This window comes from Leucobacter ruminantium, assembly GCF_017565705.1.
Taxonomy (GTDB): Bacteria; Actinomycetota; Actinomycetes; order Actinomycetales; family Microbacteriaceae; genus Leucobacter; species Leucobacter ruminantium.
In genome coordinates, this window is record NZ_JAGDYL010000009.1 from 85,349 (window position 1) to 110,156 (window position 24,808).

At 68.9% G+C, this 24,808-nt stretch carries 21 protein-coding genes; 15 read left to right on the plus strand and 6 right to left on the minus strand.

The genetic code is table 11. From position 1 onward, the window contains the following. Positions 1-53 precede the first annotated feature (53 nt). From J4H91_RS07340 to J4H91_RS07350, 3 genes are all read right to left on the minus strand, one after another. Complete coding sequence (locus J4H91_RS07340; protein ID WP_243752745.1) at positions 54-1,082, minus strand: cation diffusion facilitator family transporter; 1,029 nt, start codon at positions 1,080-1,082, stop codon at positions 54-56. A 396-nt stretch (positions 1,083-1,478) separates the two neighbouring features. Beyond that, positions 1,479-3,809: a heavy metal translocating P-type ATPase gene (locus tag J4H91_RS07345; protein ID WP_208045611.1), complete on the minus strand. Its 2,331-nt coding sequence runs from the start codon at positions 3,807-3,809 to the stop codon at positions 1,479-1,481. Then, entirely contained in the window at positions 3,806-4,015 is a 210-nt protein-coding gene (locus J4H91_RS07350; protein ID WP_208045612.1) for a heavy-metal-associated domain-containing protein, read from the minus strand. The genes J4H91_RS07345 and J4H91_RS07350 overlap by 4 nt, the downstream gene beginning before the upstream one ends. 141 nt (positions 4,016-4,156) lie before the next feature. Between J4H91_RS07350 and J4H91_RS07355 the strand changes: the two genes are divergently transcribed. The 6 genes from J4H91_RS07355 (at position 4,157) to J4H91_RS07380 (ending at position 10,150) form a co-directional block, all read left to right on the plus strand. After that, positions 4,157-5,395: a glycosyltransferase gene (locus tag J4H91_RS07355; RefSeq protein ID WP_208045613.1), complete on the plus strand. Its 1,239-nt coding sequence runs from the start codon at positions 4,157-4,159 to the stop codon at positions 5,393-5,395. 272 nt (positions 5,396-5,667) lie between these two features. After that, positions 5,668-6,051: an NIPSNAP family protein gene (locus J4H91_RS07360; protein WP_208045614.1), complete on the plus strand. Its 384-nt coding sequence runs from the start codon at positions 5,668-5,670 to the stop codon at positions 6,049-6,051. Further along, entirely contained in the window at positions 6,048-7,409 is a 1,362-nt protein-coding gene (locus J4H91_RS07365) for an NAD(P)H-dependent oxidoreductase (protein WP_208045615.1), read from the plus strand. Before J4H91_RS07360 ends, J4H91_RS07365 begins: the two co-directional genes overlap by 4 nt. 38 nt (positions 7,410-7,447) lie before the next feature. Further along, positions 7,448-8,542 carry a 2-keto-3-deoxygluconate permease gene (locus J4H91_RS07370; protein WP_208045616.1) on the plus strand — a complete coding sequence of 365 codons (1,095 nt, stop codon included), beginning with the start codon at positions 7,448-7,450 and terminating at the stop codon, positions 8,540-8,542. Beyond that, positions 8,539-9,318 carry an HpcH/HpaI aldolase family protein gene (locus J4H91_RS07375; RefSeq protein WP_208045617.1) on the plus strand — a complete coding sequence of 260 codons (780 nt, stop codon included), beginning with the start codon at positions 8,539-8,541 and terminating at the stop codon, positions 9,316-9,318. Before J4H91_RS07370 ends, J4H91_RS07375 begins: the two co-directional genes overlap by 4 nt. 100 nt (positions 9,319-9,418) lie before the next feature. Further along, positions 9,419-10,150: an FCD domain-containing protein gene (locus tag J4H91_RS07380; protein ID WP_208045618.1), complete on the plus strand. Its 732-nt coding sequence runs from the start codon at positions 9,419-9,421 to the stop codon at positions 10,148-10,150. Between the two features lie 6 nt (positions 10,151-10,156). On the opposite strand, the gene J4H91_RS07385 is transcribed toward J4H91_RS07380, so the two are convergent. Further along, the gene (locus J4H91_RS07385; protein WP_208045619.1) at positions 10,157-10,915 is read right to left on the minus strand and encodes a GntR family transcriptional regulator; all 759 of its coding nucleotides are present in this window, start codon (positions 10,913-10,915) and stop codon (positions 10,157-10,159) included. Between the two features lie 171 nt (positions 10,916-11,086). Between J4H91_RS07385 and iolC the strand changes: the two genes are divergently transcribed. The 8 genes from iolC to J4H91_RS07425 all read left to right on the plus strand — a co-directional run bounded on the left by iolC (position 11,087) and on the right by J4H91_RS07425 (position 20,926). After that, complete coding sequence (gene iolC / locus J4H91_RS07390; protein ID WP_208045620.1) at positions 11,087-12,040, plus strand: 5-dehydro-2-deoxygluconokinase; 954 nt, start codon at positions 11,087-11,089, stop codon at positions 12,038-12,040. Between the two features lie 2 nt (positions 12,041-12,042). Next, positions 12,043-12,930, plus strand: coding sequence for a class I fructose-bisphosphate aldolase (locus J4H91_RS07395; RefSeq protein WP_208045621.1), 888 nt, complete (start codon positions 12,043-12,045; stop codon positions 12,928-12,930). A gap of 115 nt (positions 12,931-13,045) precedes the next feature. Further along, positions 13,046-14,557 (plus strand): CoA-acylating methylmalonate-semialdehyde dehydrogenase, encoded by a 1,512-nt coding sequence (locus J4H91_RS07400; protein ID WP_208045622.1) that lies wholly within the window; start codon positions 13,046-13,048, stop codon positions 14,555-14,557. 113 nt (positions 14,558-14,670) lie between these two features. Continuing rightward, on the plus strand, positions 14,671-15,588 hold the full coding sequence (iolB, locus tag J4H91_RS07405) for a 5-deoxy-glucuronate isomerase (protein WP_208045623.1): 918 nt from the start codon (positions 14,671-14,673) through the stop codon (positions 15,586-15,588). A 167-nt stretch (positions 15,589-15,755) separates the two neighbouring features. Continuing rightward, the gene (gene iolD / locus J4H91_RS07410) at positions 15,756-17,681 is read left to right on the plus strand and encodes a 3D-(3,5/4)-trihydroxycyclohexane-1,2-dione acylhydrolase (decyclizing) (RefSeq protein WP_208045624.1); all 1,926 of its coding nucleotides are present in this window, start codon (positions 15,756-15,758) and stop codon (positions 17,679-17,681) included. A 232-nt stretch (positions 17,682-17,913) separates the two neighbouring features. Continuing rightward, entirely contained in the window at positions 17,914-18,840 is a 927-nt protein-coding gene (locus tag J4H91_RS07415; protein WP_208045625.1) for a sugar phosphate isomerase/epimerase family protein, read from the plus strand. Between the two features lie 100 nt (positions 18,841-18,940). Beyond that, positions 18,941-19,957 (plus strand): Gfo/Idh/MocA family protein, encoded by a 1,017-nt coding sequence (locus J4H91_RS07420; RefSeq protein WP_208045626.1) that lies wholly within the window; start codon positions 18,941-18,943, stop codon positions 19,955-19,957. A gap of 90 nt (positions 19,958-20,047) precedes the next feature. After that, entirely contained in the window at positions 20,048-20,926 is an 879-nt protein-coding gene (locus tag J4H91_RS07425; RefSeq protein WP_208045627.1) for a sugar phosphate isomerase/epimerase family protein, read from the plus strand. A gap of 142 nt (positions 20,927-21,068) precedes the next feature. Here the strand turns inward: J4H91_RS07425 and J4H91_RS07430 are convergent, their stop codons facing one another. Next, positions 21,069-22,154 carry a transaldolase family protein gene (locus J4H91_RS07430; RefSeq protein WP_208045628.1) on the minus strand — a complete coding sequence of 362 codons (1,086 nt, stop codon included), beginning with the start codon at positions 22,152-22,154 and terminating at the stop codon, positions 21,069-21,071. Between the two features lie 202 nt (positions 22,155-22,356). Continuing rightward, positions 22,357-23,109 carry a TSUP family transporter gene (locus J4H91_RS07435; RefSeq protein WP_208045629.1) on the minus strand — a complete coding sequence of 251 codons (753 nt, stop codon included), beginning with the start codon at positions 23,107-23,109 and terminating at the stop codon, positions 22,357-22,359. Positions 23,110-23,298: 189 nt separating this feature from the next. On the opposite strand from J4H91_RS07435, the gene J4H91_RS07440 reads away from it, so the two are divergent. Continuing rightward, complete coding sequence (locus J4H91_RS07440) at positions 23,299-24,780, plus strand: sugar porter family MFS transporter (protein ID WP_208045630.1); 1,482 nt, start codon at positions 23,299-23,301, stop codon at positions 24,778-24,780. The last annotated feature ends 28 nt before the right edge of the window (positions 24,781-24,808 follow it).

The following is a 24,808-nucleotide window of genomic DNA, read 5'->3' on the forward strand; positions in this document are numbered from 1 at the left end:
GACGGCCGCCCGATGACGCACTCGGCGCGATCGGTGCGCAGGCGCCGAGACCGTCAGCCGTGCACGCCGGTCTCGGCGGCGCGGCCCGTGCCGGCGCCGTGGCTCTCCGGCTCGAGCTGCAGCGTCGCGTGCTCGGTGTCGAAGTGCTCGTGCAGGCAGGCGCGCAACTCGTCGAGCACGGCGTGGTAGCCGAGACGGTTCCAGGTCTCGTCGGAGACCGTGACGTGCGCCGAGAACGCGGGAACGCCCGAGGTGATCGTCCAGGCGTGCACGTCGTGCACCTCGACCACGCCGGGCACGGCGAGCATGTGGTCGCGCGCCGCGTCGACGTCGAGATGCCTGGGCGAGGCCTCGAGCAGCACGTCGACCACCTCGCGCAGCAGGCTGATCGCGCGGGGCAGGATGAGCACGGCGATGAGCAGCGAGGCGACCTGGTCGACCCAGTTCCACCCGGTGAACAGGATGATCGTGCCCGCGATGATGACCGCGAGGGATCCCAGCAGATCGCCCAGCACCTCGAGGTAGGCTCCGCGCACGTTGAGGCTCTCCTTCTGCCCCGACCGCAGGACGAGCAGGGAGACGAGGTTCGCGAGCGCACCGATCACGGCCGCCACGAGCATGGGACCGGAGTGCACCTCGACCTGGTCGCCGAAGCGCTGCACGGCCTGCACGAAGATGACGACGGCGATGACGCCGAGCACGATGCCGTTGACGAGTGCCGCGAGCACCTCGACGCGCAGGTAGCCGAAGGTGCGCTTCGACGTGGCGGGGAGCGCGGCCACGAGACTCGCGATCAGCGCGATCGCGACGCCGGTCGCGTCGGTGAGCATATGGCCGGCGTCGGCGAGCAGCGAGAGCGAGTTCGAGACGACCGCTCCGACGACCTGCACGGCGAAGACGGTGAGCGTGATCGCGAGCACGAGGACGAGGCGCCTGCGGTGCTTGCCGGTCGCGGTTGCGGCGCCCTGCAGCCCGTGGTCGTGCGAGTGCCCGTGCCCGGCCGCCGAGGCGCCTGAGCTCGGGCGCCCGGGATGCGCGTCGCTGAACCCGACGCCGCACTCGTCGTTCATATCGCCGACCATATCAATTCCCTTCGAGTGAGATCAGATGCGCCGACTTGACGCCGACACATTCCGAGTGAGATCAGATGCCGCCGACTTGACGCGTTCTGCTGTTATCACGCGCCAAAGCAGCAGAACGCGTCAAGTCGATGGCGGGGGAGCGGCGGCGAGGAGTGGCGCTGTGCTCCCTGGCGTGCAGCGCAGGAGAGGGGAGGGTCCGTATTCAGGATTCGCCGGCCGGATCCGGCAGCGAGCGACGCTCCCTCCGCCGGTTGAGCGAGCGGAGCGAGTCGAAACCCGGAGCGGTCCCTTGGTTTCGACTCCGACGCGGTGGCGTCGTCGTGGATCGCGAGAAATCGCTGAAGCGATCTCTTCTCTGCGATCCACGCGCCTCGCTCAACCAGCGGGAGCACACTCCTACGACGCAGCGCCCGTGAAGCGCCGCAGCCGCAGCGAGTTGCCGACGACGAAGACGCTCGAGAACGCCATGGCGGCCCCCGCGATCATCGGGTTGAGCAGCCCGAGGGCTGCGAGCGGGATCGCAGCGACGTTGTAGGCGAAGGCCCAGAACAGGTTGCCCTTGATGGTGCCGAGCGTCTTGCGGGAGAGTCGGATGGCGTCGGCAGCGCTGACGAGGTCCCCGCGCACGAGGGTGATGTCGGCCGCCTCGATCGCCGCGTCGGTGCCGGTACCCATCGCGATGCCGAGGTCGGCCTGCGCGAGGGCCGGGGCGTCGTTCACCCCGTCGCCGACCATCGCGACGACGCGTCCCTCCGCCTGCAGCCGCTTGACGACGTCGACCTTGTCGCCGGGCAGCACTTCGGCCCGCACCCGTTCGATGCCCACCGCGGCGGCGACCTGCTCGGCCACGGCGCGGTTGTCGCCGGTGAGCAGGATCGGGTCGAGGCCCAGCTCGCGCAGCCGGCGCACGGCGTCCGCGCTCGTGGGCTTCACGGTGTCGGCGACCGCGACGACGCCGCGGGCCGCACCGTCCCAGGCGGCGATCACGGCGGTCCTGCCCTCGCTCTCGAGGCGGTCCTTCTGCTCGATCAGTGAGGGATCGACCCGCACCGACCACTCCTCGAGCAGCGATGGGCGGCCGATGAGCGCGGTGACGTCGGCTGCGCCGTCGGTCCCGTGCACCGTACCGGCGACGCCCTTGCCTGCGGTGCTGCGGAAGCCGTCGACGGAGAGCAGATCCCTCGCCTCGATACCCAGCTCATCTGCCGCACCGCGCGCGATCGCCTGGGCGATCGGGTGCTCCGATGCGCCCTCGACTGCGCCGACGATGCGCAGCAGTTCAGCCCTGTCCTGGCCCTCGGCGGGTACGACCTCGACGAGCTCCATCCGCCCGCTCGTGACGGTGCCGGTCTTGTCGAGCACGATGGTGTCGACCCGGCGCGTGGATTCGAGGATCTCGGGCCCCTTGATGAGGATGCCGAGCTGGGCGCCGCGTCCGGTGCCGACGAGCAGCGCGGTGGGGGTGGCGAGGCCGAGCGCGCACGGGCAGGCGATGATGAGCACCGCGACGGCCGCGGTGAACGCGGCGGCGACCGAGTCGCCGAGCAGCAGCCACGCCACGAGCGTGCCGAGCGCGATGACGATGACGATCGGCACGAAGACGCCCGAGATGCGGTCTGCGAGGCGCTGCACCTCGGCCTTGCCCGACTGCGCGTCCTCGACCATCTGCGCCATGCGGGCGAGCTGGGTGTCGGACCCGACGCGGGTGGCGCGAACGACGAGGCGGCCGCTCGTGGAGACGGTGCCGCCCGTCACAGCGTCACCGGGCCCCGCCTCGACGGGCACCGATTCGCCGGTGAGCAGCGACGCGTCGATCGCGCTGTGGCCGCTCACGATCGCGCCGTCGGTGGCGATCTTCTCGCCCGGCCGCACGACGAACTCGTCGCCGACGGCGAGCTGCGCGACGGGCACGCGCGTCTCGACACCGTCGGAGAGGATCGCGACGTCTTTCGCGCCGAGTTCGAGGAGTGCGCGCAGCGCCGCCCCCGCTCTCCGCTTGGAGCGCTTCTCGAAGTAGCGACCCGCGAGGATGAACATGGTGACGCCGGCGGCGACTTCGAGGTAGATGTTGCTCGCGCCGTCGCTCGGCTGCACGGTGAACTCGAAGCCGTGGGTCATGCCGGGCATGCCCGCGTGGCCGAGGAACAGGGCGTAGAGCGACCACAGGAAGGCCGCGCCCGTGCCGACAGACACGAGCGTGTCCATGGTCGCCGCGCCGTGCTTGAGGTTGGTCCACGCGGCGCGGTGGAAGGGCCAGGCGCCCCACACGATGACGGGCGCCGCGAGCGCGAGCGACGCCCACTGCCAGTAGGTGAACTGCAGCGCGGGTACCATCGCGAGCACGATGACGGGCACGGAGAGCCAGATCGAGCCGATGAGACGCTGGCGCAGGGTGCGCAGCTCCGGGTCGTCGCGGTCGGTGTCTCCGCCGGTCTCGGCAGGACGCGATCCCTCGCCCGCATCGCGGCCTTCGGAAGAAGCCGCACCCGAAGCGGCGGGAGCGGTCGGGGGCTCGGGCAGGGAAGCGGTGTACCCGGTCTTCTCGACCTCTGCGATGAGCAGCGAGGGATCGTAGCCGTCGGGCACCCGCACGCGCGCCTTCTCGGTCGCGTAGTTGACCGAGGCCTCCACGCCGTCGAGCCGGTTGAGCTTCTTCTCGATGCGGGCGGCGCACGACGCGCAGGTCATGCCCCCGATCTCGAGCTCGAGTCCGGTGCCGGCGCTCATCGTGGGGCGGCCTCGTAGCCCGCCTCGTCGACGGCCGCGATCACGGCCTCGTCTGCGATCTGGGCGTCGGAGGAGACCACCAGCCTTCCCGACTGCGCACTGACCTCGACGCCGGTGACGCCGGGGATCTGCTCGACCTCGCTGCGGATCGCGTTCTCGCAGTGCGCGCAGCTCATTCCGGTGACGGCGTATTCGGTCGTGCTCATGATGATCCCTCTCGGTCTGTTGACGATTCCAATGATACCCCCAAGGGGTATCGCATCGTCTACAACGCAGGCATCCGCGCCGCTATTCCCGAGTCGGCGAACGACTGCGCACGCGGCCCGGAACCGATACGCTCGTTGATTATGACGACAGCTCCCATCACCATCGGCTTCGTCATGCTGCACACGTCCCCGCTCGACGTACCGGGCACCAAGGACGCCGGGGGCATGAACGTCGTGGTGCGCGCACAGGCCGAAGCGCTCGCGCGCGAGGGGCAGCGCGTCCGCATCTACACCCGCCGCAGCGAACCCGACGTGCCCGACCGGGTGGAGCTGATCCCCGGTCTCACCGTCATCCACCTCACCGCGGGCCCCGACCGGCTGCTCGCCAAGGGCGACCACGAGCAGGTGATGGAGGAGTTCGGGCGCGCGCTCGCCGCGGAGATCGAAAGGGATCCCGTCGACCTGCTGCACGCCGAGCACTGGTTCTCGGGCATCGCCGCCCTGCCGGTGGCTCGCGCCGCGGGCATTCCGCTGGTGCAGAGCTACCACTCCATCGCGGCGGATCCGGCTTCCCCGCTCACCGAGGGAGAGCGCCCCGAATCGCCCGGCCGGCTGGCGGGCGAACGGCGGCTCGCGCACGAGGTCGACCTCATCATCGCCGTGAGCGAGGCCGAGCGTCGCACGGCGATCGAGCGCCTGGACGGCGATCCCGCGCGTATCGTGGTCGTGCCGCTCGGGGTCGACACCGAGCTGTTCCACCCCTGCGCCACCCGCGACTGCGACGAGCAGCGCGACTGGATCGCCCGCGGCGGCAGGCCCGAGGTCGTGGTCGTGGGCCGACTGCACCCCCTCAAGGGATTCGACCTCGCGATCGAGGCCATCGCGGAGATTCCCGCCGAGCATCGACCCGTGCTGCGCATCGTCGGTGCTTCGCCGCCCGACGACGACGGCTACGTGCGCGGCCTGCACGAGGCGGTCGCGGAGCACGGCATGGTGTGCACGACCGCGTTCGACGGCGCGCTGCGACGCAGCGAGCTCGCCGAGCGCATCCGCAGCGCCGCCCTGGTGCTGGTGCCATCGCACTCCGAGACCTTCGGGCTCGTGGCGCTCGAGGCGGCCGCGTCGGGCGTGCCCGTCGTCGCGCGAGCGGCCGGCGGTCTGCGCGAGGCCGTCATCGACGGCTCGACAGGGGTCCTCGTCTCCGGCGACGACCCGCGCGAGTGGGCGTCGGCCGTCGAGCGCGTGCTCGGCGACCCCGATCTCGCCGACGCGATGCGCGAGGCGGCGCGTCGACACGCGCTCACCCGCAGCTGGGCGGCGTCGGCAGCGCGGTTGCTCGAGGTCTACCGCGACGTGCTCGGGGCTCGCGCCGTCGTCTGAGCGCGGCAGCCGCCCATCCCTCGGGCCTGAGGGGTGTTCCCGTGCGCTTTGCGGTCGTGGTCCCTCGCGCTCTCCGGGCGTGATGCCTCGGGCAGCGGCCGCTCTCCGCCCGGCCGCCTCCCTTTACTGGGCCTCCGCTCCGGATGGTTGACGGGCCTTACGGCTGCCCCTACACTTAAACATCGACCGGTCGATGTTTCCGGTCTCGCGGGCAGCGGCGCCATCGATCTCGCCGCACCACCTCCGCGATACACCGACTGAAGGAGGCGGGCGTGATCGTCGAAATGCGCACCTACGACATCAACCCGGGCATCCCCATGGCCGAGTTCCTGAAGCACTACGAGAAGCTGGGCCTGCCCGCGCAGAAGCGGATCCTCGAGGGGTTCCTCGGGTACTTCACGACCGAGTTCGGGACGCAGAACCAGGTCAGGCACCTCTGGGCCTTCCGAGACCTCAACGATCGCCAGGAGCGCCGCTCGGCGCTCGCGGCAGATCCCGAGTGGCAGGCCTGCATCGCGGTGGTGCGGCCGATGATCATCCGCTGGGATAACACGATCATGACGCCGACCTCGTTCTCGCCCATCCGAGAGCTTCCCGTCGCGCCCACGGAGCCCCTCACCGCGTTCACCTACGGGGCGGACGGGGCGAACCGATGAACCTCTACGATCTGATGCAGCGGAGGGTGACGGAGAGCGGCCCGATCCGCGTCGGCGTCATCGGTGCGGGCAAGTTCGCCTCGATGTTCCTCACTCAGGCGGCCGGCCAGCCGGAGTTCCACGTCGTGGGCGTCGCCGAGCTCGATCCCGCGAGAGCCGAAGCCGCGCTCGAGCGCACCGGCTGGGACGCTGCTCGGTTCGGGCGCATCGGGCTCGACGAGGCACGACGCACGGGGCGCACGGCCGTGCTCGCGGATTCGGCGGACCTGATCGCGAGTCCGCACGTCGAGGTGGTGCTGGAGGTTACGGGCAACCCGCTCGCGGGCACCCGGCACGCGCTCTCCGCCATCGAGCACGGCAAGCACATCATCATGGTGAACGTCGAGGCGGACTGCATGGTGGGTCCGATCCTCAAGGAGAAGGCGGATGCCGCGGGAGTCGTCTACTCCATGGCCTACGGCGATCAGCCCGCGCTCATCGCGGAGATGGTCGACTGGTGCCGCACCGTGGGCTACGACGTAGTGGCCGCTGGGAAGGGCACCAAGTACTTGCCGGAGTACGAGGACTCGACGCCCGAGACGGTGTGGCAGTACTACGGGCTGTCCGAGGAGCAGGCGCTCGCGGGTGGCATGAACCCGCAGATGTTCAACTCGTTTATCGACGGCACCAAGTCGGCGATCGAGATGGCCGCCGTCGCGAACGCGACCGGGCTCGTGCCCGATCCCGACGGTCTGCGCTTCCCACCCGTCGGTGTCGACGACCTGCCGCACCGATTGATCCCGCAACGGCTCGGCGGTGAGCTGCCGCGGAGCGGGACGGTCGAGGTCGTGTCGAGCCTCCACCGCGACGGCGGGCAGATCGAGCGCGACCTGCGCTGGGGCGTCTACGTCACGTTCAAGGCGCGCACCGCATACGCTGCCGCCTGTTTTTCGGAGTACGGCGTAATCACCGATGCGAGCGGCGAGTACGCGTCCCTGTACCGCCCCTACCACATGATCGGCATGGAGCTCGGGGTGAGCATCGCCTCGGCGGTGCTGCGCGGCGAAGCCACGGGAGCACCCCGCGCTTTTATCGGAGACGTCATCAGCATCGCCAAGCGCGATCTGGTCCCCGGCGACGTGCTCGACGGCGAGGGCGGGTTCACCGTGCGGGGCGCGCTCACGAGCGCCGAACGCTCGCTCGACGCGCGGTGCCTGCCGATGGGCCTCGCTCACGGCGCGACCGTCGTCCGACCCGTCGCGAAGGGGACCCCGGTCGGGTGGGACGACGTCTCGCTGCCCGCGGAGACCGTCGCCGTTGAGGTGCGCCGAGAACTCGAATCCCGGGCCCGCGATGCCCGATCCGCCGCGAACGCCTGAACCCGGCTTCCATCACCAGTCCTCACAAGGGAGTGAGCATGACCGCAACGACCACCACAGGCCCCTGGAAGAGGTTCGGGAGGATCATCGGCAGCGTGCCGGGCGCGCTGATGATCTACCCGTTGTTCCTCGGGGCCGTCATCAATACCTTCTTCCCCGGACTGCTCGACATCGGGAGCTTCACCACCGCGCTCTTCCGAGACGGCGTGGGCGCGCTGCTCGGACTGTTCTTCTTCTGCATGGGAGCGCAGCTCGACTTCCGCCAGGGGGCGGTGACGCTCGAGAAGGGCGTCGTCGTGCTCACGGCCAAGGTCGGCGTCGGCGTCGCGATCGGTCTGGGCGTCGCCTTCCTCGTCCCCGGCGGCGTGCTCTGGGGTCTGACCCCGCTCGCGCTCATCGCCGCGATCACGAACTCGAACTCGACCCTCTATGTCGCGCTCACGAAGCAGTTCGGCAACCTCAGCGACCGTGGGGCGGTGTCGGTGCTGTCCATCAACGATGGGCCCTTCATCACACTCATCGCTCTCGGCGCAGCCGGACTCGCCTCCTTCCCAGCTGAAATGCTCGTGGGGATCCTCCTCCCGCTCGTCATCGGCTTCCTCGTGGGCAATGTGAGCCCGACCGCTCGCGAGTTCCTGAGACCCGGCGAGGCGCTGCTCATCCCGTTCCTCGGATTCATCGTGGGGCGGGGCATCGACTTCGGTGAGCTGCCGCAGTCGGGGCTCCAGGGAGTCCTGCTCGGGCTGTTCTCCCTCACGATCGTCGCGGCCGCGAGCATGGGGCTGCTCTACCTCGTGCATGTGCTCCGCGGACGTCCGAGGCCCGCACGGAACGTCATCGCAGGGGCGGCCGAGTCCACGACGGCTGGCAACGCGATCGCCACGCCCGCCGCGGTCGCCCTCGTCGACCCGAGCTACGAGTCGGTGCAGGCGGTCGCCACATCCCAGATCGCGGCCGCCGTCATCACCACGGCCATTCTCGTCCCCTTCCTCGTCGCCTGGGTCTCGCGTTGGCAGCTCCGGCGAGGTACATCGCCCGAGGGCGAGGACGCATGGAATCTCCGTCGTCACGCGGACGACGGGAGCAGCCGGGACGCGGCAGACGCGCCCGCAGAACGAAAGGTACTGAGTTGAACGAGAAGCTCCGCGAGAAGTTCGCCGCAGGCGAGACCGCCTTCGGCCTCTGGGTCACTTCGGAGGCGTCGGCGGTTACCGAGGTGGCCGGAATGCTCGGCATCGACTGGATCTGCATCGACATGGAGCACGGCTACCTGGACTACAAGGACATCCAGGGCCACCTCCAGGCGGCTCGAGGGACCGACATGACGGTACTCGTGCGTCCGCCGTCGCAGGACCTCGAGCCGATCAAGCGGGCGCTCGACGTCGGCGCACACGGCATCGTACTGCCGCTCGTAGACAGCGCCGATGAGGTGCTGGCGGCGTACGAGCATTTCTACTACCCGCCGATCGGACGCCGCGGCATCGGCGGAGAGCGCTCGGTGAGGTGGGGTCTGGAACTCGAGAGCTACGTGCGGACCGCCAATGAGGAGCTCCTCTTCATCCCGATGATCGAGACCCAGAAGTCGTACGACAATCTCGACGAGATTCTCGGCGTCAGCGGCATCGAGGCCGTCTTCCTCGGCCCCGGCGACATGTCGGCCAGCCGCGGTGCGGTGGGCGAGTGGGAGGGACCGGGCGTCGCCGAGATCAACCTCGATATCCTGCGGCGGGCGAAGGAGCGGGGGATCTCCTCCGGGATCGTCGCCCGCAGCACCGACGAGGCGATCCAGCGTCGCGACCAGGGCTTCGGCATGGTCTCCCTGGGTTCCGACATCGGGCTGATGATCCGTCAGGTGAAGTCGATGGCATCGGCGCTGGGTAAGGACACGGTCGGTCACCGCTGGTTCTGAGAGACCCTGCAGGCCGCGACCGGACCGGGTCGCGGCCTGTAGTATCGCTGGAACAGGCCATTTCGCCGCGGGACGAGCCGCCCCGGCGGCTCGAGAGAAGGTGATCGCTCTGTCTGAACCGAACTTCCCGGCGGTGCAGGATACGCGCAGGGTCTCGGTCGCCGACATCGTCCAGCACGTCGTACAGAGCACGGTCAGCCTCGGCATGCAGCCGGGGGACAAACTGCCGCCCGAGCGCCGTCTCGTCGAGCTGCTCGGCGTAGGACGCTCGCCGCTGCGCGAGGCGCTCAAATGCCTCGACATCATCGGTTTCATCGATATCAGACCGGGTGACGGGACGTATCTCTCCGCCACCCCGAACAGCATCCTGCCCCAGGTCATCTCCTGGGGCGTGTTGCTCGGCTCCCGACAGGCCTCCGAACTCATCGAGGCCCGCTACTACGTCGAGGTGGCACTCGCCGAGCTGGCCGCGAGGCGCTGCGACGACGGCGACATCGACGAACTCGACGAACTCATCTCCCGCATGGAGCGCGCGAGGACCCCGCAGGCGTTCGCGGACGCCGATACCGCCTTCCACCTCGTGGTGGCTCGCGCCGCGCGTAATCCGGCCCTCTCCTCGATCCTCAAGAGCATCGAATCGTTGCTCAACGTCTGGGTTGTGCGCGTGGTCGAGCGCGTCAGCGGCAACGAGAGCCTCGTGGAGCAGCACCGCCGCGTGCGCGACGCCCTGCGCGACGGCGACGCCGAGTCGGCGTCGAAGATGATGGGCGCCCACATCCAGGAGGTGACTGCGCTGCTCCGCACCTCGCTCCACGGCGAGGACGCCGGGTAGCGCGGCCTACCGCGCGACGAGCGTCGTCTCGAACGAATAGAGGTCGGGGCGGTAGCAGTGGTGCCCCGCCTCGATGACGCGACCCGACTGGTCGAACGCGACGCGGTCCATCGTGAGCAGGGGGCTGCCCTTCGGCACGTCGAGCAGATCGCCCTCGTCTCCGTGCGCGCGGCGGGCGCCGATCGTCTGGTTCGCGATCTTGATCGTCACGCCGCGGCCCCGCAGCAGCTCGTAGAGGCCGTAGTGCTCCAGATCCTCCTCGGTGATGTCGAGGAACTGCGGGGGCAGGAAGTTCACGAGGATCGACATCGGCGTGCCATCGGCGCTCCGGAGCCGCCGGATGCGCGCCACCTCGGTGCCGGGTTCGACGCTCAGCTGCTCGGCGATCGCCTCGTCTGCGGGGATCCGCTCCACCGACAGCACGCGCGTGGTCGGGTGGTGGCCCGTGCGGCTCAGGTCCTCGTGGAGGCTCGTGAGCTCGACGGGCCTGCTGACGCGGGCCTGCACGACCTGGGTGCCGATCCCTCGCCTCCTGACGAGCAGGCCCTTGTCGACGAGTTCCTGGATCGCGCGGCGCACCGTGGGACGCGACAGGCCGAGGCGCTCGGCGATCGAGATCTCGTTGGCGAGGCGCGTGCCCGCGGGGAGGTCGCCCTCGCGGATCGCGCGCTCGAGGCGCGTCGAGATCTGAAAATAGAGCGGCACCGGGCCGGTGCGGTCGAGATTGGCGAACAGCTCGTCGGGCCAGACGGGTGTGGTGGTCATGGGCTCTCCCTCGAGGCGATGTCCATGCGCGCAGACACCGATCGCATTTGTGAGAACAACGTTACATGTTCGTGAGACGGTCCGGTTCATTTCGAGGAGTTCGTGCTATTGTTAGGACAAATGCATCGGCGCGTGGGGTGCCGGACCGCATCGCAGTGAAAGGCGGAGAGAATGTCGGAGCAACGGCGTCCTGATGACGTGCTGGCGATGGGGCGGCTCGGGGTCGATATCTATCCCCACCAGATGGGCTCGCTCGAAGACGTCACGAGCTTCGGCAAGTTCCTCGGCGGCAGCGCGGCGAACGTCTCGGTGGCCGCGGCGCGATACGGTCACGCGACCGCGCTCGTCTCGCGGGTCGGCGACGATCCCTTCGGCCGCTATCTGCTGCGCGAGCTCGCCCGCCTCGGCGTCGACCCCCGCGAGGTGAGGGTCGACCCGCGGTACCCGACACCGGTCACCTTCTGCGAGATCTTCCCGCCCGACGACTTCCCGCTCTACTTCTACCGAGAGCCGAAGGCGCCCGACCTGCAGATCGAGAGCTCCGACCTCGACCTCGACGCCGTGCGCGACGCCCGGATCTTCTGGTTCACGCTCACCGGCCTCAGCGAGGAGCCGAGCCGCGCGACCCACCACACGGCGCTGGAGGCTCGCGCGCGCAAGCAGCATACGGTCTTCGACCTCGACTACCGGCCCATGTTCTGGGCCGACCCGGCCGAGGCGACCGCGCAGGCCGCGTTCGGTCTCGAGCACTCCACCGTCGCCGTCGGCAACCGCGAGGAGTGCGAGGTGGCCGTGGGAGAGGTCGAGCCGGACCGCGCGGCAGACGCCCTGCTCGAGCGAGGGATCGAGCTCGCGATCGTGAAGCAGGGGCCCAAGGGCGTGCTCGCCAAGACGCGCGACGAGCGCGTCGAGGTCGCGCCCCACTTCGTCGACGTCGTCAACGGCCTCGGATCGGGCGACGCCTTCGGCGGCGCCCTCTGCCACGGCCTGCTCGAGGGGTGGGGGCTGGAGCGCATCTTCCGCTTCGCCAACGTCGCGGGTGCGCTCGTCGCCACCCGGCTCGAGTGCTCGACGGCCATGCCCGACGCGGCAGAGGTCGAAGCCATCCTCGCGAAGGGAGCCTGAACATGGCACTGGATTTCGAGCGGCTGCGCGAGACGCGCGCCGCGAACCCCGCCGCCATCGGCAGGGCGCTCGCCGAGCGCAGGCGCCGCGACGTCATCGCCGGTGATGGCCGACTCTTCATCGTCGCCGCGGACCACCCCGCGCGCGGCGCGATCGCGGTCGGCGACAACCCGACCGCGATGGCCAACCGCTACGAGCTGCTCGAGCGCATGGCGCTCGCCCTCTCGCGTCCCGGTGTCGACGGCGTGCTCGGCACCCCCGACATCATCGACGACCTCGCGGCGCTCGGTCTGCTCGACGACAAGATCGTCGTGGGATCCATGAACCGCGGCGGTCTGCGCGGCGCCTCCTTCGAGATGGACGACCGCTACACCGCCTACGACATCGCGGCGATGAAGCGCCAGGGCCTCGATTTCGCGAAGACCCTCATCCGCGTGGATCTCGATGATGCGGGCACGCTGCCGACGCTCGAGGCGACGGCGCGCGCCGTGGACGCGGCGGCGGCGGCCGAGCTGCCGATCATGCTCGAGCCCTTCATGAGCAGCCGCGTGAACGGGAAGGTCGTCAACGATCTCACCGCCGAAGCCGTCATCCTCTCCACAGCCATCGCCTCCGGGCTCGGCAATTCCAGCGCCTACACCTGGATGAAGCTGCCCGTGGTCGACGGGATGGAGCGCGTCATGGAGGCCACGACGATGCCCACGCTGCTGCTCGGCGGCGACAACGGCGGAGATCCCGATGAGACCTTCGCCTCCTGGGAGCGCGCGCTCGCGCTGCCCGGCGTGCGCGGCCTGACCGTCGGGCGCACCCTGCTCTACCCGCACGACGGCGACGTCGCCGCGGCCGTCGACATCGCGGCGCGCCTCGTCCACACGGACCTCGCAGCGTAGCGGACCCCCCCGGGCGCCGAAGCCCGGTAGCGGAAACCCGCGGGCCCCTGGAGAATGTCAGTGGCCCCGCCCACTATCGAAGAATCCACCCCAGCCAGTCAAGGAAGCAGCACACATGAGCACTGAACTCCCCGTGATCAACCACTGGATCGACGGCGCGATCCGCGAGTCGAAGAGCGGCAGCACCGCCCCCGTCTACAACCCGGCCACCGGCCAGGTGCAGGCCAATGTCGCGCTCGCCGACCAGGCCGAGATCGACGAGGCCATCGCCTCGGCGCAGCGGGGCTTCGAGGTGTGGAGCGAGTTCTCCATGGCGAAGCGCCAGACGGTCATCTTCAAGTTCCGCGAGCTGCTCAACGAGCGCAAGCCCGAACTCGCGAAGATCATCACCTCCGAGCACGGCAAGGTGCTCTCCGACGCGATGGGCGAGATCCTCCGCGGCCAGGAGGTCGTCGAGCTCGCGACCGGCTTCCCGCATCTCATCAAGGGCGCCTTCTCCGAGAACGCGTCGACCGGCATCGACGTCTATTCGATCAAGCAGCCCCTCGGCGTGGTCGGCATCATCTCGCCCTTCAACTTCCCCGCCATGGTGCCGATGTGGTTCTTCCCCATCGCCATCGCCGCGGGCAACTCGGTCATCGTGAAGCCGAGCGAGAAGGATCCCTCGGCCTCGATCTGGATGGCGCAGCTCTGGAAGGAGGCGGGCCTGCCCGACGGCGTCTTCACCGTGCTCAACGGCGACAAGCTCGCCGTCGACGGCCTGCTGAACGCCCCCGAGGTGCAGTCGATCTCGTTCGTGGGCTCGACCCCGATCGCCCAGTACATCTACGAGACCGCCTCGAAGAACGGCAAGCGCGTGCAGGCGCTCGGCGGTGCGAAGAACCACATGCTGGTGCTGCCCGATGCCGATCTCGACCTCGTCGCCGACCAGGCGATCAACGCCGGTTACGGCGCCGCGGGCGAGCGCTGCATGGCCATCTCGGTCGTGCTCGCGGTCGAGCCCGTCGCCGACGAACTGATCGAGAAGATCAAGGAGCGCATCGCGAAGCTCAACATCGGCAACGGCGCGCTGAGCCCCGAGCCCGACATGGGTCCGGTCATCTCGGGTGTGCACCGCGACAAGATCTCGGGCTACGTCGACATCGCCGAGGCCGACGGCGCCGACATCCTCGTCGACGGCCGCAACTTCAAGGTCGACGGCCACGAGGACGGCTTCTTCTTCGGCCCGACGCTCATCGACAACATTCCGCTCGACTCGCGCGCCTACACCGAGGAGATCTTCGGCCCGGTGCTCTCGATCGTGCGCGTGAAGACCTTCGAGGAGGGCGTGCGCCTCATCAACTCGGGTGCCTTCGGCAACGGCACCGCGATCTTCACGAACGACGGCGGGGCCGCGCGCCGCTTCCAGCACGAGATCCAGGTCGGCATGATCGGCATCAACGTGCCGATCCCGGTGCCTGTCGCCTACCACTCCTTCGGCGGCTGGAAGGCCTCGCTGTTCGGCGACGCCAAGGCCTACGGCGTGCACGGCTTCGACTTCTTCACCCGTGAGAAGGCGATCACCAGCCGCTGGCTCGATCCCGCCACGCACGGCGGTATCAACCTGGGCTTCCCCCAGAACGACTGAGAACATCCGCCGGTCGAGCGGGCGAAGCGAATCGAAACCCTCGACTCGCCGAGCTCCGCTCGACCGGCGGACACACTCCGACTCGACCGGTGGCACCGGTGGAAGGGCAAGAAATGACCGAGCAGGCCGAACGCTGGTTCCATCGCCGCGGTGAACTCGCCGAGGGCGGCTGGGAGAGCGTCGTCGACGAGCGCACCCCGGGCTGGGAGCACACGGGAATCCGTGTGGCGCGTCTGAAGCAGGGCGAGTCGATCGCTCTCGAAGGCACGGGAGTCGAGCGACTCGTCGTTCCCCTCTCCGGCGCGTTCTCCGTCTCGCACGTCGAGGAGGGATCCGAGACGGTGACCGAGCTGCGCGGCCGCGCATCGGTCTTCGACGGCCCCACCGACGTGCTCTACCTCTCGGCTGCGGCCACCGGCACCGTCACGGCGGTCTCGCCCGGCGAGACCCGCTTCCTCGTCGCGACCTCGCCGACCGACGTCGTGCGCCCGACCCGATACATGCCGGTCGAGGAGGTGCCCGTGGAGCTTCGCGGTGCCGGCGCCTCGAGCCGTCAGGTGCACAACTTCGGCCGCAAGGAGGCGCTCGACGCAGCCCGCTTCATCGTGGTCGAGGTCATCACGCCGGCAGAGAACTGGTCGTCGTATCCGCCGCACAAGCACGACGAGAACCTGCCGGGCCACGAGTCTGAGCTCGAGGAGATCTACTACTTCGAGGTCGCCCCGACGAAGGGCGCGCCCGAGGGCGTCAGCGAGGAGCACGCCTTCGGCATGTTCAGCACCTATTCGTCGCCTGCGGGGCAGATCGAGATCGACTCGCAGGTCAAGACCGGCGACGTCGCCCTCGTGCCCTACGGATACCACGGCCCCGCGGTCGCGGCCCCCGGTTACGACATGTACTACCTCAATGTGATGGCCGGCCCCGACCCCGAGCGTACCTGGCTCATCAGCGACGACCCCGCTCACGGCTGGGTGCGCGATACCTGGGAGGGGCAGCAGCTCGACTCCCGCCTCCCCTTCACCGCGGAGTAGGCGGGGACGTCCGCTCGCCTCCGTCGGCCGAGCGAGCGGACGTCCCTCCGCTGGTTGAGCGAGCGGAGCGAGTCGAAACCGAGAGACCCCGCGTTCCGACTCGTCGCAAGCTCCTCGCTCAGCGAGGGAAGAACCGACGAACTGCAACATCTTGAACGGAGATACCGATGACCACACGCCGCATGACCGTTAGCCAGGCGCTCGTCGAGTTCCTGGCGAACCAGTGGACCGTCGACCGCGCCGCCGACGGCACTGAGATTCGCGAGCGCACCATCCCGGGCATGTTCGGCATCTTCGGGCACGGCAACGTCGCGGGCGTGGGCCAGGCGCTGAAGCAGTTCAACGTCGAGAACCCCGACCTCATGCCCTACTACCAGGCGCGCAACGAGCAGGCCATGGTGCATCAGGCCGTCGGTTACGCCCGCATGCATCGCCGACGCGGCTGCTACGCATCCGCCGCGTCGGTCGGCCCGGGCGCGAGCAACATGCTCACCGGCGCGGCGCTCGCCACGACCAACCGTCTGCCCGCGCTGCTGCTGCCGAGCGACACCTTCGCGACGCGCGTAGCGGATCCGGTGCTGCAGCAGCTCGAGCAGCCGCACGACATCGGGCTCACCGTCAACGACGCCTTCCGTCCCGTCTCGAAGTTCTTCGACCGCGTGCAGCGGCCCGAGCAGCTGTTCTCGATCGCCCTCGCCGCGATGCGCGTGCTCACCGACCCCGCCGAGACCGGCGCCGTCACGATCGCGCTTCCCGAGGACGTGCAGGCCGAGGCCATGGACGTGCCGGTCGAGTTCCTGCAGCCGCGCGAGTGGCGCATCCGACGCCCGCGGCCCGATCGCGACGCGATCTCCCTCGCGATCGAGGCGATCCGCGCCGCGAAGCGCCCCTTCATCGTCGCAGGCGGTGGCGTGCTCTACTCCGACGCTGAGGAGCAGCTGCGCGAGCTCGTCGAGGAGACGGGGATCCCTGTCGGCACCTCGCAGGCCGGCGGTGGAGTGCTCGCCTGGGATCACCCCCAGAACCTCGGCGGCGTCGGCGCCACGGGCACCCTCGCGGCGAACCGTCTCGCAGCCGAGGCCGACGTGATCATCGGCATCGGCACGCGCTACAGCGATTTCACCACCGCCTCGCGCACGGCGTTCCAGAACCCCGACGTGAAGTTCGTGAACATCAACGTCGCGTCGTTCGACGCCTACAAGCACGGCACGCAGATCCCCGTGATCGCCGACGCCCGCGAGGCGATCCTCGAACTGCACGATGCGCTCTCCGAGCTGCGAGTCGACGCCGACTACGCGAAGCGCATCGCCGCTGAGAAGGCGGAGTGGGACGCGACGGTGGACGAGGCCTTCGCGCCCTCGGGTCTCGCGCTGCCCGGACAGCCCGAGATCATCGGAGCCGTGCAGCGCGCCTCGGCGCCCGAAGACGTCATCGTGCAGGCCGCGGGATCCCTTCCCGGGGATCTCCACAAGCTGTGGCGGGTGCGAGACGCCCTCGGCTACCACGTCGAGTACGCCTACTCGTGCATGGGCTACGAGATCGCCGGCGGTCTCGGCGCCAAGCGCGGCCTCGTCGCCGCGGGCGACGACCGCGACGTCATCGTGATGGTGGGCGACGGCTCGTACCTCATGCTCAACACCGAGCTCGTCACCGCCGTCGCCGAGGGCATCAAGCTCATCGTGATCCTCATCCAGAATCACGGCTACGCCTCGATCGGTCACCTCTCCGAGACGGTCGGCTCGGAGCGCTTCGGCACCTGGTACCGCGAGTACGACGCGGACGCGAAGAACTTCCAGGGCGACCAGGTGCTGCCGGTCGACCTCGCGATGAACGCCCGCAGCTACGGCATGGACGTCATCGAGATCGAGCCCGGCGCCTCGGCGATCGACGACCTCGGCGCTGCGATCGCCGCAGCGAAGGCCTCGGATCGGTCGACCTTCATCCACATCAACAGCGATCCGCTGATCTACGCCCCCGACGGCGCCGGTTGGTGGGACGTGCCCGTGCCGCAGGTGTCGACGCTCGAGTCGACGCAGCGCGCCCGCGCCGAGTACGAGGAGCAGCAGGCGGCGCAGAAGCCGCTGCTCGGCTGATCAGCGATCCCGGTCCTTCGCGGGCCGAGCGGCGCTTGCCATTCGTATGGGATCTGCCGAAGATATGCGATTTCGTTCGGGATCGGCCATATCTTCTGCAGATCCCATATGTATGGAGGGGCACCCTTGCGCTCCGATCCGTGTCCGCAGATTGGCTTATTGTCCTATCAAACTCGGGTTTCGGGGGTAGGATGATCAGGTACCGAGTCATCGCGAGAAAGTGCGTGAGCAGATGAGCGACGAAGCAATCGACAACCCCGGCCTCCGCATCGGCACGGCCCCCGATTCGTGGGGCGTATGGCATGCCGACGACCCGGTCCAGGTGCCGTGGGAGCGGTTCCTCGACGAGGTGGTGGAGGCCGGTTACGAGTGGATCGAACTCGGTCCCTACGGCTACCTGCCCACCGACCCGCATCGGCTCGAGGACGAACTCGGCAAGCGCGGGCTCAAGCTCTCGGCCGGCACGGTGTTCACCGGCTTCCACAAGGGCGAGGAGCAGTGGCAGCGCGCCTGGGACCAGGCCCTCGCCGTCGCAGGTCTCGCCTCGAAGCTCGGCGCCGAGCACCTCGTCGTCATCCCCGATCTGTGGCGCAGCGACGTGACCGGCGAGAACCTCGAACCGCGCACCCTCACCGACGAGCAGTGGACGAAGCTCGCTGCCGGCCACGACCGCCTCGGCAAGGCTTTGCTCGAGGAGTTCGGCATGAAGCAGCAGTTCCACTCGCACGCCGACAGCCACGTCGGCACCACCCGCGAGGTGCTGCGCTTCCTCGACGAGACCGACCCCCGCTACACCAACCTCTGCCTCGACACCGGCCACTTCGCCTACTACGGCGGCGACAACGTGAAGCTCATCGAGGATCGCCCCGAGCGCATCGGCTACCTGCACCTCAAGCAGGTCGACCCGACGCTGCTCTTCGACGTGCTGAAGAACGACACCTCGTTCGTCGACGCGGTCGCCGACGGCATCATGATCGAGCCGCCGAACGGCATCCCCGAGCTCGGGCCCGTCATCGAGGCCGTCGCGAAGATCGACCCCGACATCTTCGCGATCGTCGAGCAGGACATGTACGGCTGCGACGTCGACCGGCCCTTCCCGATCGCCAAGCGCACCCGCGAGCACATCTTCGGCTGCACGCACCTGGCGAGAATCAGCTGAATCCGACCGTCCCTTGATTTCGACTCGCTTCGCTCGCTCAATCAGCGGGTGCGATGCGAGTCGAAACCCAGGATCTGAAACGAAACTGAAGGACATGACAATGACCGAAGAACTCCGCGTCGCCGTCGTCGGCGCAGGCATGATGGGCGCCGACCACGTCAAGCGCATCACCCATCGCATCGCGGGTGCCCGTGTCTCGGCGATCGTCGAGCCGGATGCCGGCCGTGCGGAGGCTGCGGCGGCCGACGCCCCGGGATCCCTCGCCTTCACGAGCATCGAGGACGCGATCGCCGCAGGCGCCATGGACGCCGTGCTCATCGCCACCCCCGGCCAGTTCCACGCGCCCGTGCTGAAGCCCGCGCTCGACGCCCGACTGCCGATCCTGTGCGAGAAGCCGCTCACGCAGGACTCGGAGAGCTCGCTCGAGATCCTCGAGCTCGAGCAGCAGCTGGACCGCCCGCACATCCAGCTCGGCTTCATGCGCCGCTTCGACACCGAGTACCAGGCGCTGCGCGACCTCGTCGTCTCGGGCGAGAGCGGCGAGCTGCTCATGGTGCGCGCCCTGCACCGCAACCCCTCGGTGCCCGAGAGCTACACGAACGACATGCTCATCACCGATTCGGTGGTGCACGAGTTCGACGTCGTGCCGTGGCTCGCCGGTTCGCCCGTGAAGAGCGTCGAGGTGAAGCATCCGCGCCGCAACTCGCTCGCGCCCGAGCGCCTGAAGGAGCCGATCCTCGTGATCATGGAGCTCGAGAACGGCGTGCTCGTCGACGTGGAGATGAACGTCAGCGTGCAGTTCGGCTACCAGGTCGCGACCGAGGCCGTGTTCGAGAAGGGCATCGCCCGCATCGGCCAGCCGTCCGGCCTGCAGCGCTGGGACGCCGGCTTCTTCCGTGTGAAGGATCACGAGAGCTTCGTGACGCGCTTCGCGGCCGCCTACGACGCGCAGATCCAGCGCTGGGTCGACGCGGTGCGGCGCGGCGACCTCATCGACGGCCCCAACGCCTGGGACGGCTACCTCGTCGCACTGTCCTGCGAGGCCGGCGTGAAGGCCCTCAACGAGGGCGGCATCGTGCCCGTCGAGGCGCCCGAGCGCCCCGCGTTCTACGCCTGATCATTCTCTCGGGTGAGGGATCCCGCCGCGGCGAAACGCGCGGCAGGATCCCTCACCCGCACCGAGCGCCCCACCCAGCAAAGGAGCACCATGGCACGCATCGCACTCGATCCCACGCCCTACAACGGCACGGTCCACCTGCTCGACTTCCCCGACACCGTCGCACGGCTCGGCTACGAGTACCTGCAGCTGACGCCGAACCCCGACTTCGGCCGTCACTTCCACCACCCGAAGGTGGACAGCGAGATGATCGCGAAGCTGAAGAAGCGGGCGAAGGATGCGGGCGTCACGATCACCTCGGTGTTGCCCGTGCAGCGCCTCGGCGGCCCCGAGCCGCACCAGGTGCGGGCCGCGATCCGCAACACGACGCGCTACATCGAGATCGCGGCCGAGCTCGAGGCGCCGATCCTCAACACGGAGTTCTCGGGCCGCCCCGAGCGCGAGGAGGAGTCGGAGAACTGCTTCTACGACGCGATGGAGGCGCTGATCCCCGTGCTCGAGCGCGAGGGCGTCACGATGAACATCGACCCGCACCCCGACGACTTCGTCGAGGACGGGCTCGAGGGCTGGCGCATCATCCGCGGCCTCAACAGCGATCGGGTCGGCTTCGTGTACGTCGCCTCGCACACCTTCCACTACGGCGACCGCGCGACCTCGCTCATCCCCGAGATCGGGGATCGTCTCGGCGCCGTCTACACGGCCGACACCTTCGACCACAACCGATCGAACGGGCTGCGCTACATCACCAACCCTCCCGGCAACGCCGTGCGCGTGCACCAGCACCTCGCGATCGGCGACGGCGACGTGGACTGGAGCGAGCTCTTCAGCACCCTGCGGAGCAGCGGCTTCCTCGACGACCCCGAGGCACTGATCGTGTCGAACGTCTTCGCCGAGGATGAGCGCGCCGACGAGGTCTCGAAGTTCCAGCTCGCGAAGCTGCGGGAGCTGATCGAGAACGCCGGGGCCTGATCCCTGGCCGGCCCCGCGGGCCGCGGGCACCTCGCGCACATGCGAATCGGGGCGCTTGCGGTCGCTTCCAAACTCGGAAAGCGGCCGCAAGCGCCCCGATTTCCACGGGGGAGGGCGGCAGGGGACGAGCCCGCGCTCGCGCCTACGCGCCGGGCAGGATCGCGTCGCGCACGAGCGCGTCGAGCTTCGCGTCTGCGTCGAGGAACTGGCGCAGCGTGTTGCGGGTCGCGCCGAAGTCGAGGAACTCGTCTACGCTCATGCCGTCGGGCTCGTAGGCGCGGCGGAACTCGCTGAGCTGCATGAGCTCGTCGAGGACCTCGGGTGCGACGGGCACGTCGATGCGGTTCTCGGCGGGAATGCCGTTCTCGTTGATGCGGGCCTGCCAGTCGAACGGCGGCGACACGACGAGGTCGCCGCCGACGAGCTCGGACCACTGCAGGAAGCTGCGGAAGGCGGCCGAGAGGATGCGGCTGCGGAAGCCGCGCTCCGTGAAGATCGCGTGCGCGCGCTTGAGCGCGGCGACGCCGGCCCAGTCGAGCGCGCCCGGGGTGACGAGGATGCGCTCCTGCTCGGCCCACTTCTTGAGCCAGTCGTCGAGGCGGCCGCCCATGATGGTGACGACGTGGCCGAACTCCTGCTCGGGCAGGCCATCGGCCGCGCGACGGTCGAGGGCCCGCTCGAGCGCCTCGCCGACGGCGATGGCCTGCGGCACGGTGAAGCTGCAGGTCGCGTTGATGCTGACGCCGCGGTAGGCCGCCTCCTCCATCGCGGCGATGCCGGTCGCGGTCGCGGGGATCTTCACGATGATGTTCGGCGCGAGCTGCGAGAACTCGACCGCCTGCTCCACGAGCGCGTCGGTGCTGCGGTAGAGACGGGGGTCGGTCTGGATGGAGATGCGGCCGTTGCGCCCGCCGCTCTCCTCGAAGATCGGCAGCAGCAGCTTCGCGGCGTCGATCGAGAGCTCGCGCACGGCCTCCCAGCCGAGCTCGGACTCGCCCCAGGTGGGGTGCTCCGCGGCGAGTTCGCGCAGGCGCGGGCCCCAGATCTCGGGGTACTTGTTGATCGCGGTGAATGCGATGACGGGGTTGCAGGTGGCGCCGACCGCGCCGAAACCGATCGAAGCCTTCAGCTCGTTCGGGTCTGCGGAGTCGTTCCACAGCGCGGTGGGCGTCTCTGCCGCTGCGCGTGCCAGGGGAGCCGTGGTGGGCGAGGAGTCGGCTGCGGTCACGTATACCTCCAGGGGTGCCGGGCCGAGGGCCCGTTGAATTGTCCTGTCAAATATAACCGCGAACTCGGCCGATCGGCCAGAGCGGCGCGAGAATCCGCTTCATCGGATGCTCGGGGCGGGTCTGCGTGCTGCTGCGAGGTATCCCTCACCGGGTCTGTGCGCTGCCGCGAGGGATCCCTCGCCGCCGCAGGCGCAACCGGGGTCAGAGGAGCAGATACACCGCACCGATCGTGGTGAAGACGATGACGGCCCAGTCGAAGCTTCGCTGAGGGATCCGGGAGGCCGCCCAGCGGCCGAGCAGGGCGCCGATGATGACACCCGGCACGAGCAGCAGATCGAGGAGCAGGCTTTGGAGCGTGATGAGGCCGAGTCCGACCGACACCGGGACCTTCGCGAGATTGATGACGGCGAAGAACCAGGCCGCGGTGCCGAGGAAGGCCTTCACGGGGAAGCGGGCCGCGAGGAAGTACATCGACATCACGGGGCCGCCCGCGTTCGCGACCATCGTCGTGAAGCCGCCGAGCGAGCCGTAGCCGGCGCGGGCGATGCGCGCCGAGCCGGGGCCGCCCTCCGCCGGGGGTTTGCGTCGCTGCCACAGGGTGAAGGCGATGACGAGCAGCAGGATCGCACCGATGAGTCTGCGCACCCAGGCGTCGTTCGCGAATGCGAGGAAGACCGCTCCCAGCGCCACGCCGACGACTACAGCGGGGATGAGTTTCAGCAGCGTCTTCCAGTCGGCGTGGCGGCGGTAGGAGATGAGCGCGAAGACGTCGCCGATGATGAGCAGCAGGAGGAGGGCTCCCGTCGATGCGCGGGCGGGGAGCACCGCCGCGAAGATCGCGATCGAGAAGGTGTTGCTGCCCGGGATCGCGGTCTTCGAGAAGCCCACGATGAGCGCTGCGATCGCGAGGAGCGCCCAGGCGAGCGGGGCGAGATCGGGCAGGGCTGCGGTCACTCGGCAACCCTACGCCCGCCGGCGCACTTGTTCAAATGTAATGACATTTTGGCGTTCTGGTTGCCGTGCCGAGTAAACATCAGATCTTCGGTGCCGGGAAGTTTGTCCTTACGTAACAACATTGTTAAGCTCACCTGAGTGTTTCCCGCAGAGGGCGGGGGATGCGCTATAAGACGAAGGAGTCCGCACATGAGTTCAGGAACCATCGACCCGAGTAAATCGACCCTCCCTCCACTGACCGACGGCCCGCATAAGAAGCGGCTCGGGCTGGTCGCAGTCATCGCCACTTTCGGCGGATTGCTCTTCGGCTACGACACCGGTGTGGCCAACGGCGCCGAGCGGCCCATGCAGGCCGAGCTCGGCCTCGACGACCTGCAGCTGGGCTTCGTGATCAGCTCGCTCGTCTTCGCCGCGGCCTTCGGTGCCATGATCGGCGGCTGGCTCGCCGACCGCATCGGCCGCCGCCCCACGATCATCATCCTCGCCGTGATGTTCTTCACCGGCACGATGTTCGTCATCTTCTCGCCCGGCAGCGGCGTGTACGGCGAGTTCTCGCCGCTCGGCTACGGTGTGCTGATCGCGGGTCGCATCATGCTCGGCCTCGCGGTCGGAGGCGCCTCGTCGGTCGTGCCGGTCTACCTGGCCGAGATGGCTCCCTTCGAGATCCGCGGCTCGCTCGCGGGCCGCAACGAGCTGATGATCGTCGTCGGCCAGCTCGCCGCCTTCGTCGTCAACGCCATCCTCGCCGCCATGTTCGGCCACCATGACGGTGTGTGGCGCTACATGTTCGCGGTCTGCGCCCTGCCCGCGATCGTGCTGTTCTTCGGCATGCTGCGCATGCCCGAGTCGCCGCGCTGGCTGCTCGAGAAGGGCCGCGAGGGTGACGCGCGCGCCGTGCTCCGCACCATCCGCTCGAAGGAGCGCGCCGACGCCGAGCTCGAGGACATCGAGCGCGTAGCCGAGGAGGAGCGCGCCATCGGCGAGCGCGAGGTCGGCTTGAAGGCCGTGCTGACCAACAAGCACCTGCTCGTCATCCTGCTCATCGCCTGCGGCATCGGCATCGCGCAGCAGTTCACCGGCATCAACGCGATCATGTACTACGGCCAGCGCATGCTGCTCGAGTCGGGCTTCACCGAGGACATGATCGCCTGGGTCAACATCGCCCCCGGTGTCATCGCCGTGGTCGGAGGCGTCATCGCCGTCAGCCTGATGGACCGCATCAACCGCCGCACCAACTTCCTGCTCGGCTACGGGCTCGTCTCGATCTCCCACATCCTCATCGCGATCTTCATGATCTGGGTGTTCCCGGACCCGAGCCTCACGCGCGGCTGGGTGTTCCTCGCACTCGTCATCGTCATGGTGGGCTCGATGCAGACCTTCCTCAACATCTGCACCTGGGTGTACCTCTCGGAGATCTTCCCGCTGCGCATGCGAGGGATCGGCACCGGCGTCGCGATCTTCGTGCTGTGGATGGCCAACGGCGTGCTCGCGCTCTCGGTTCCGGCGATCGTCGGCGCGGTGAGCATGGGCCTGTTCGCGGTCTTCGCGGTGGTCAACATCGTCTCCTTCCTGTTCTTCTGGAAGTTCGTCCCGGAGACCCGAGGGCGCACGCTCGAGGAGCTCGACGAGGCCGTCACGACGGGCGCCATCCGCGTGCCCGCGGGCAAGTAGCAGCCCTCGTACGCCCGAGCGGCCCCGC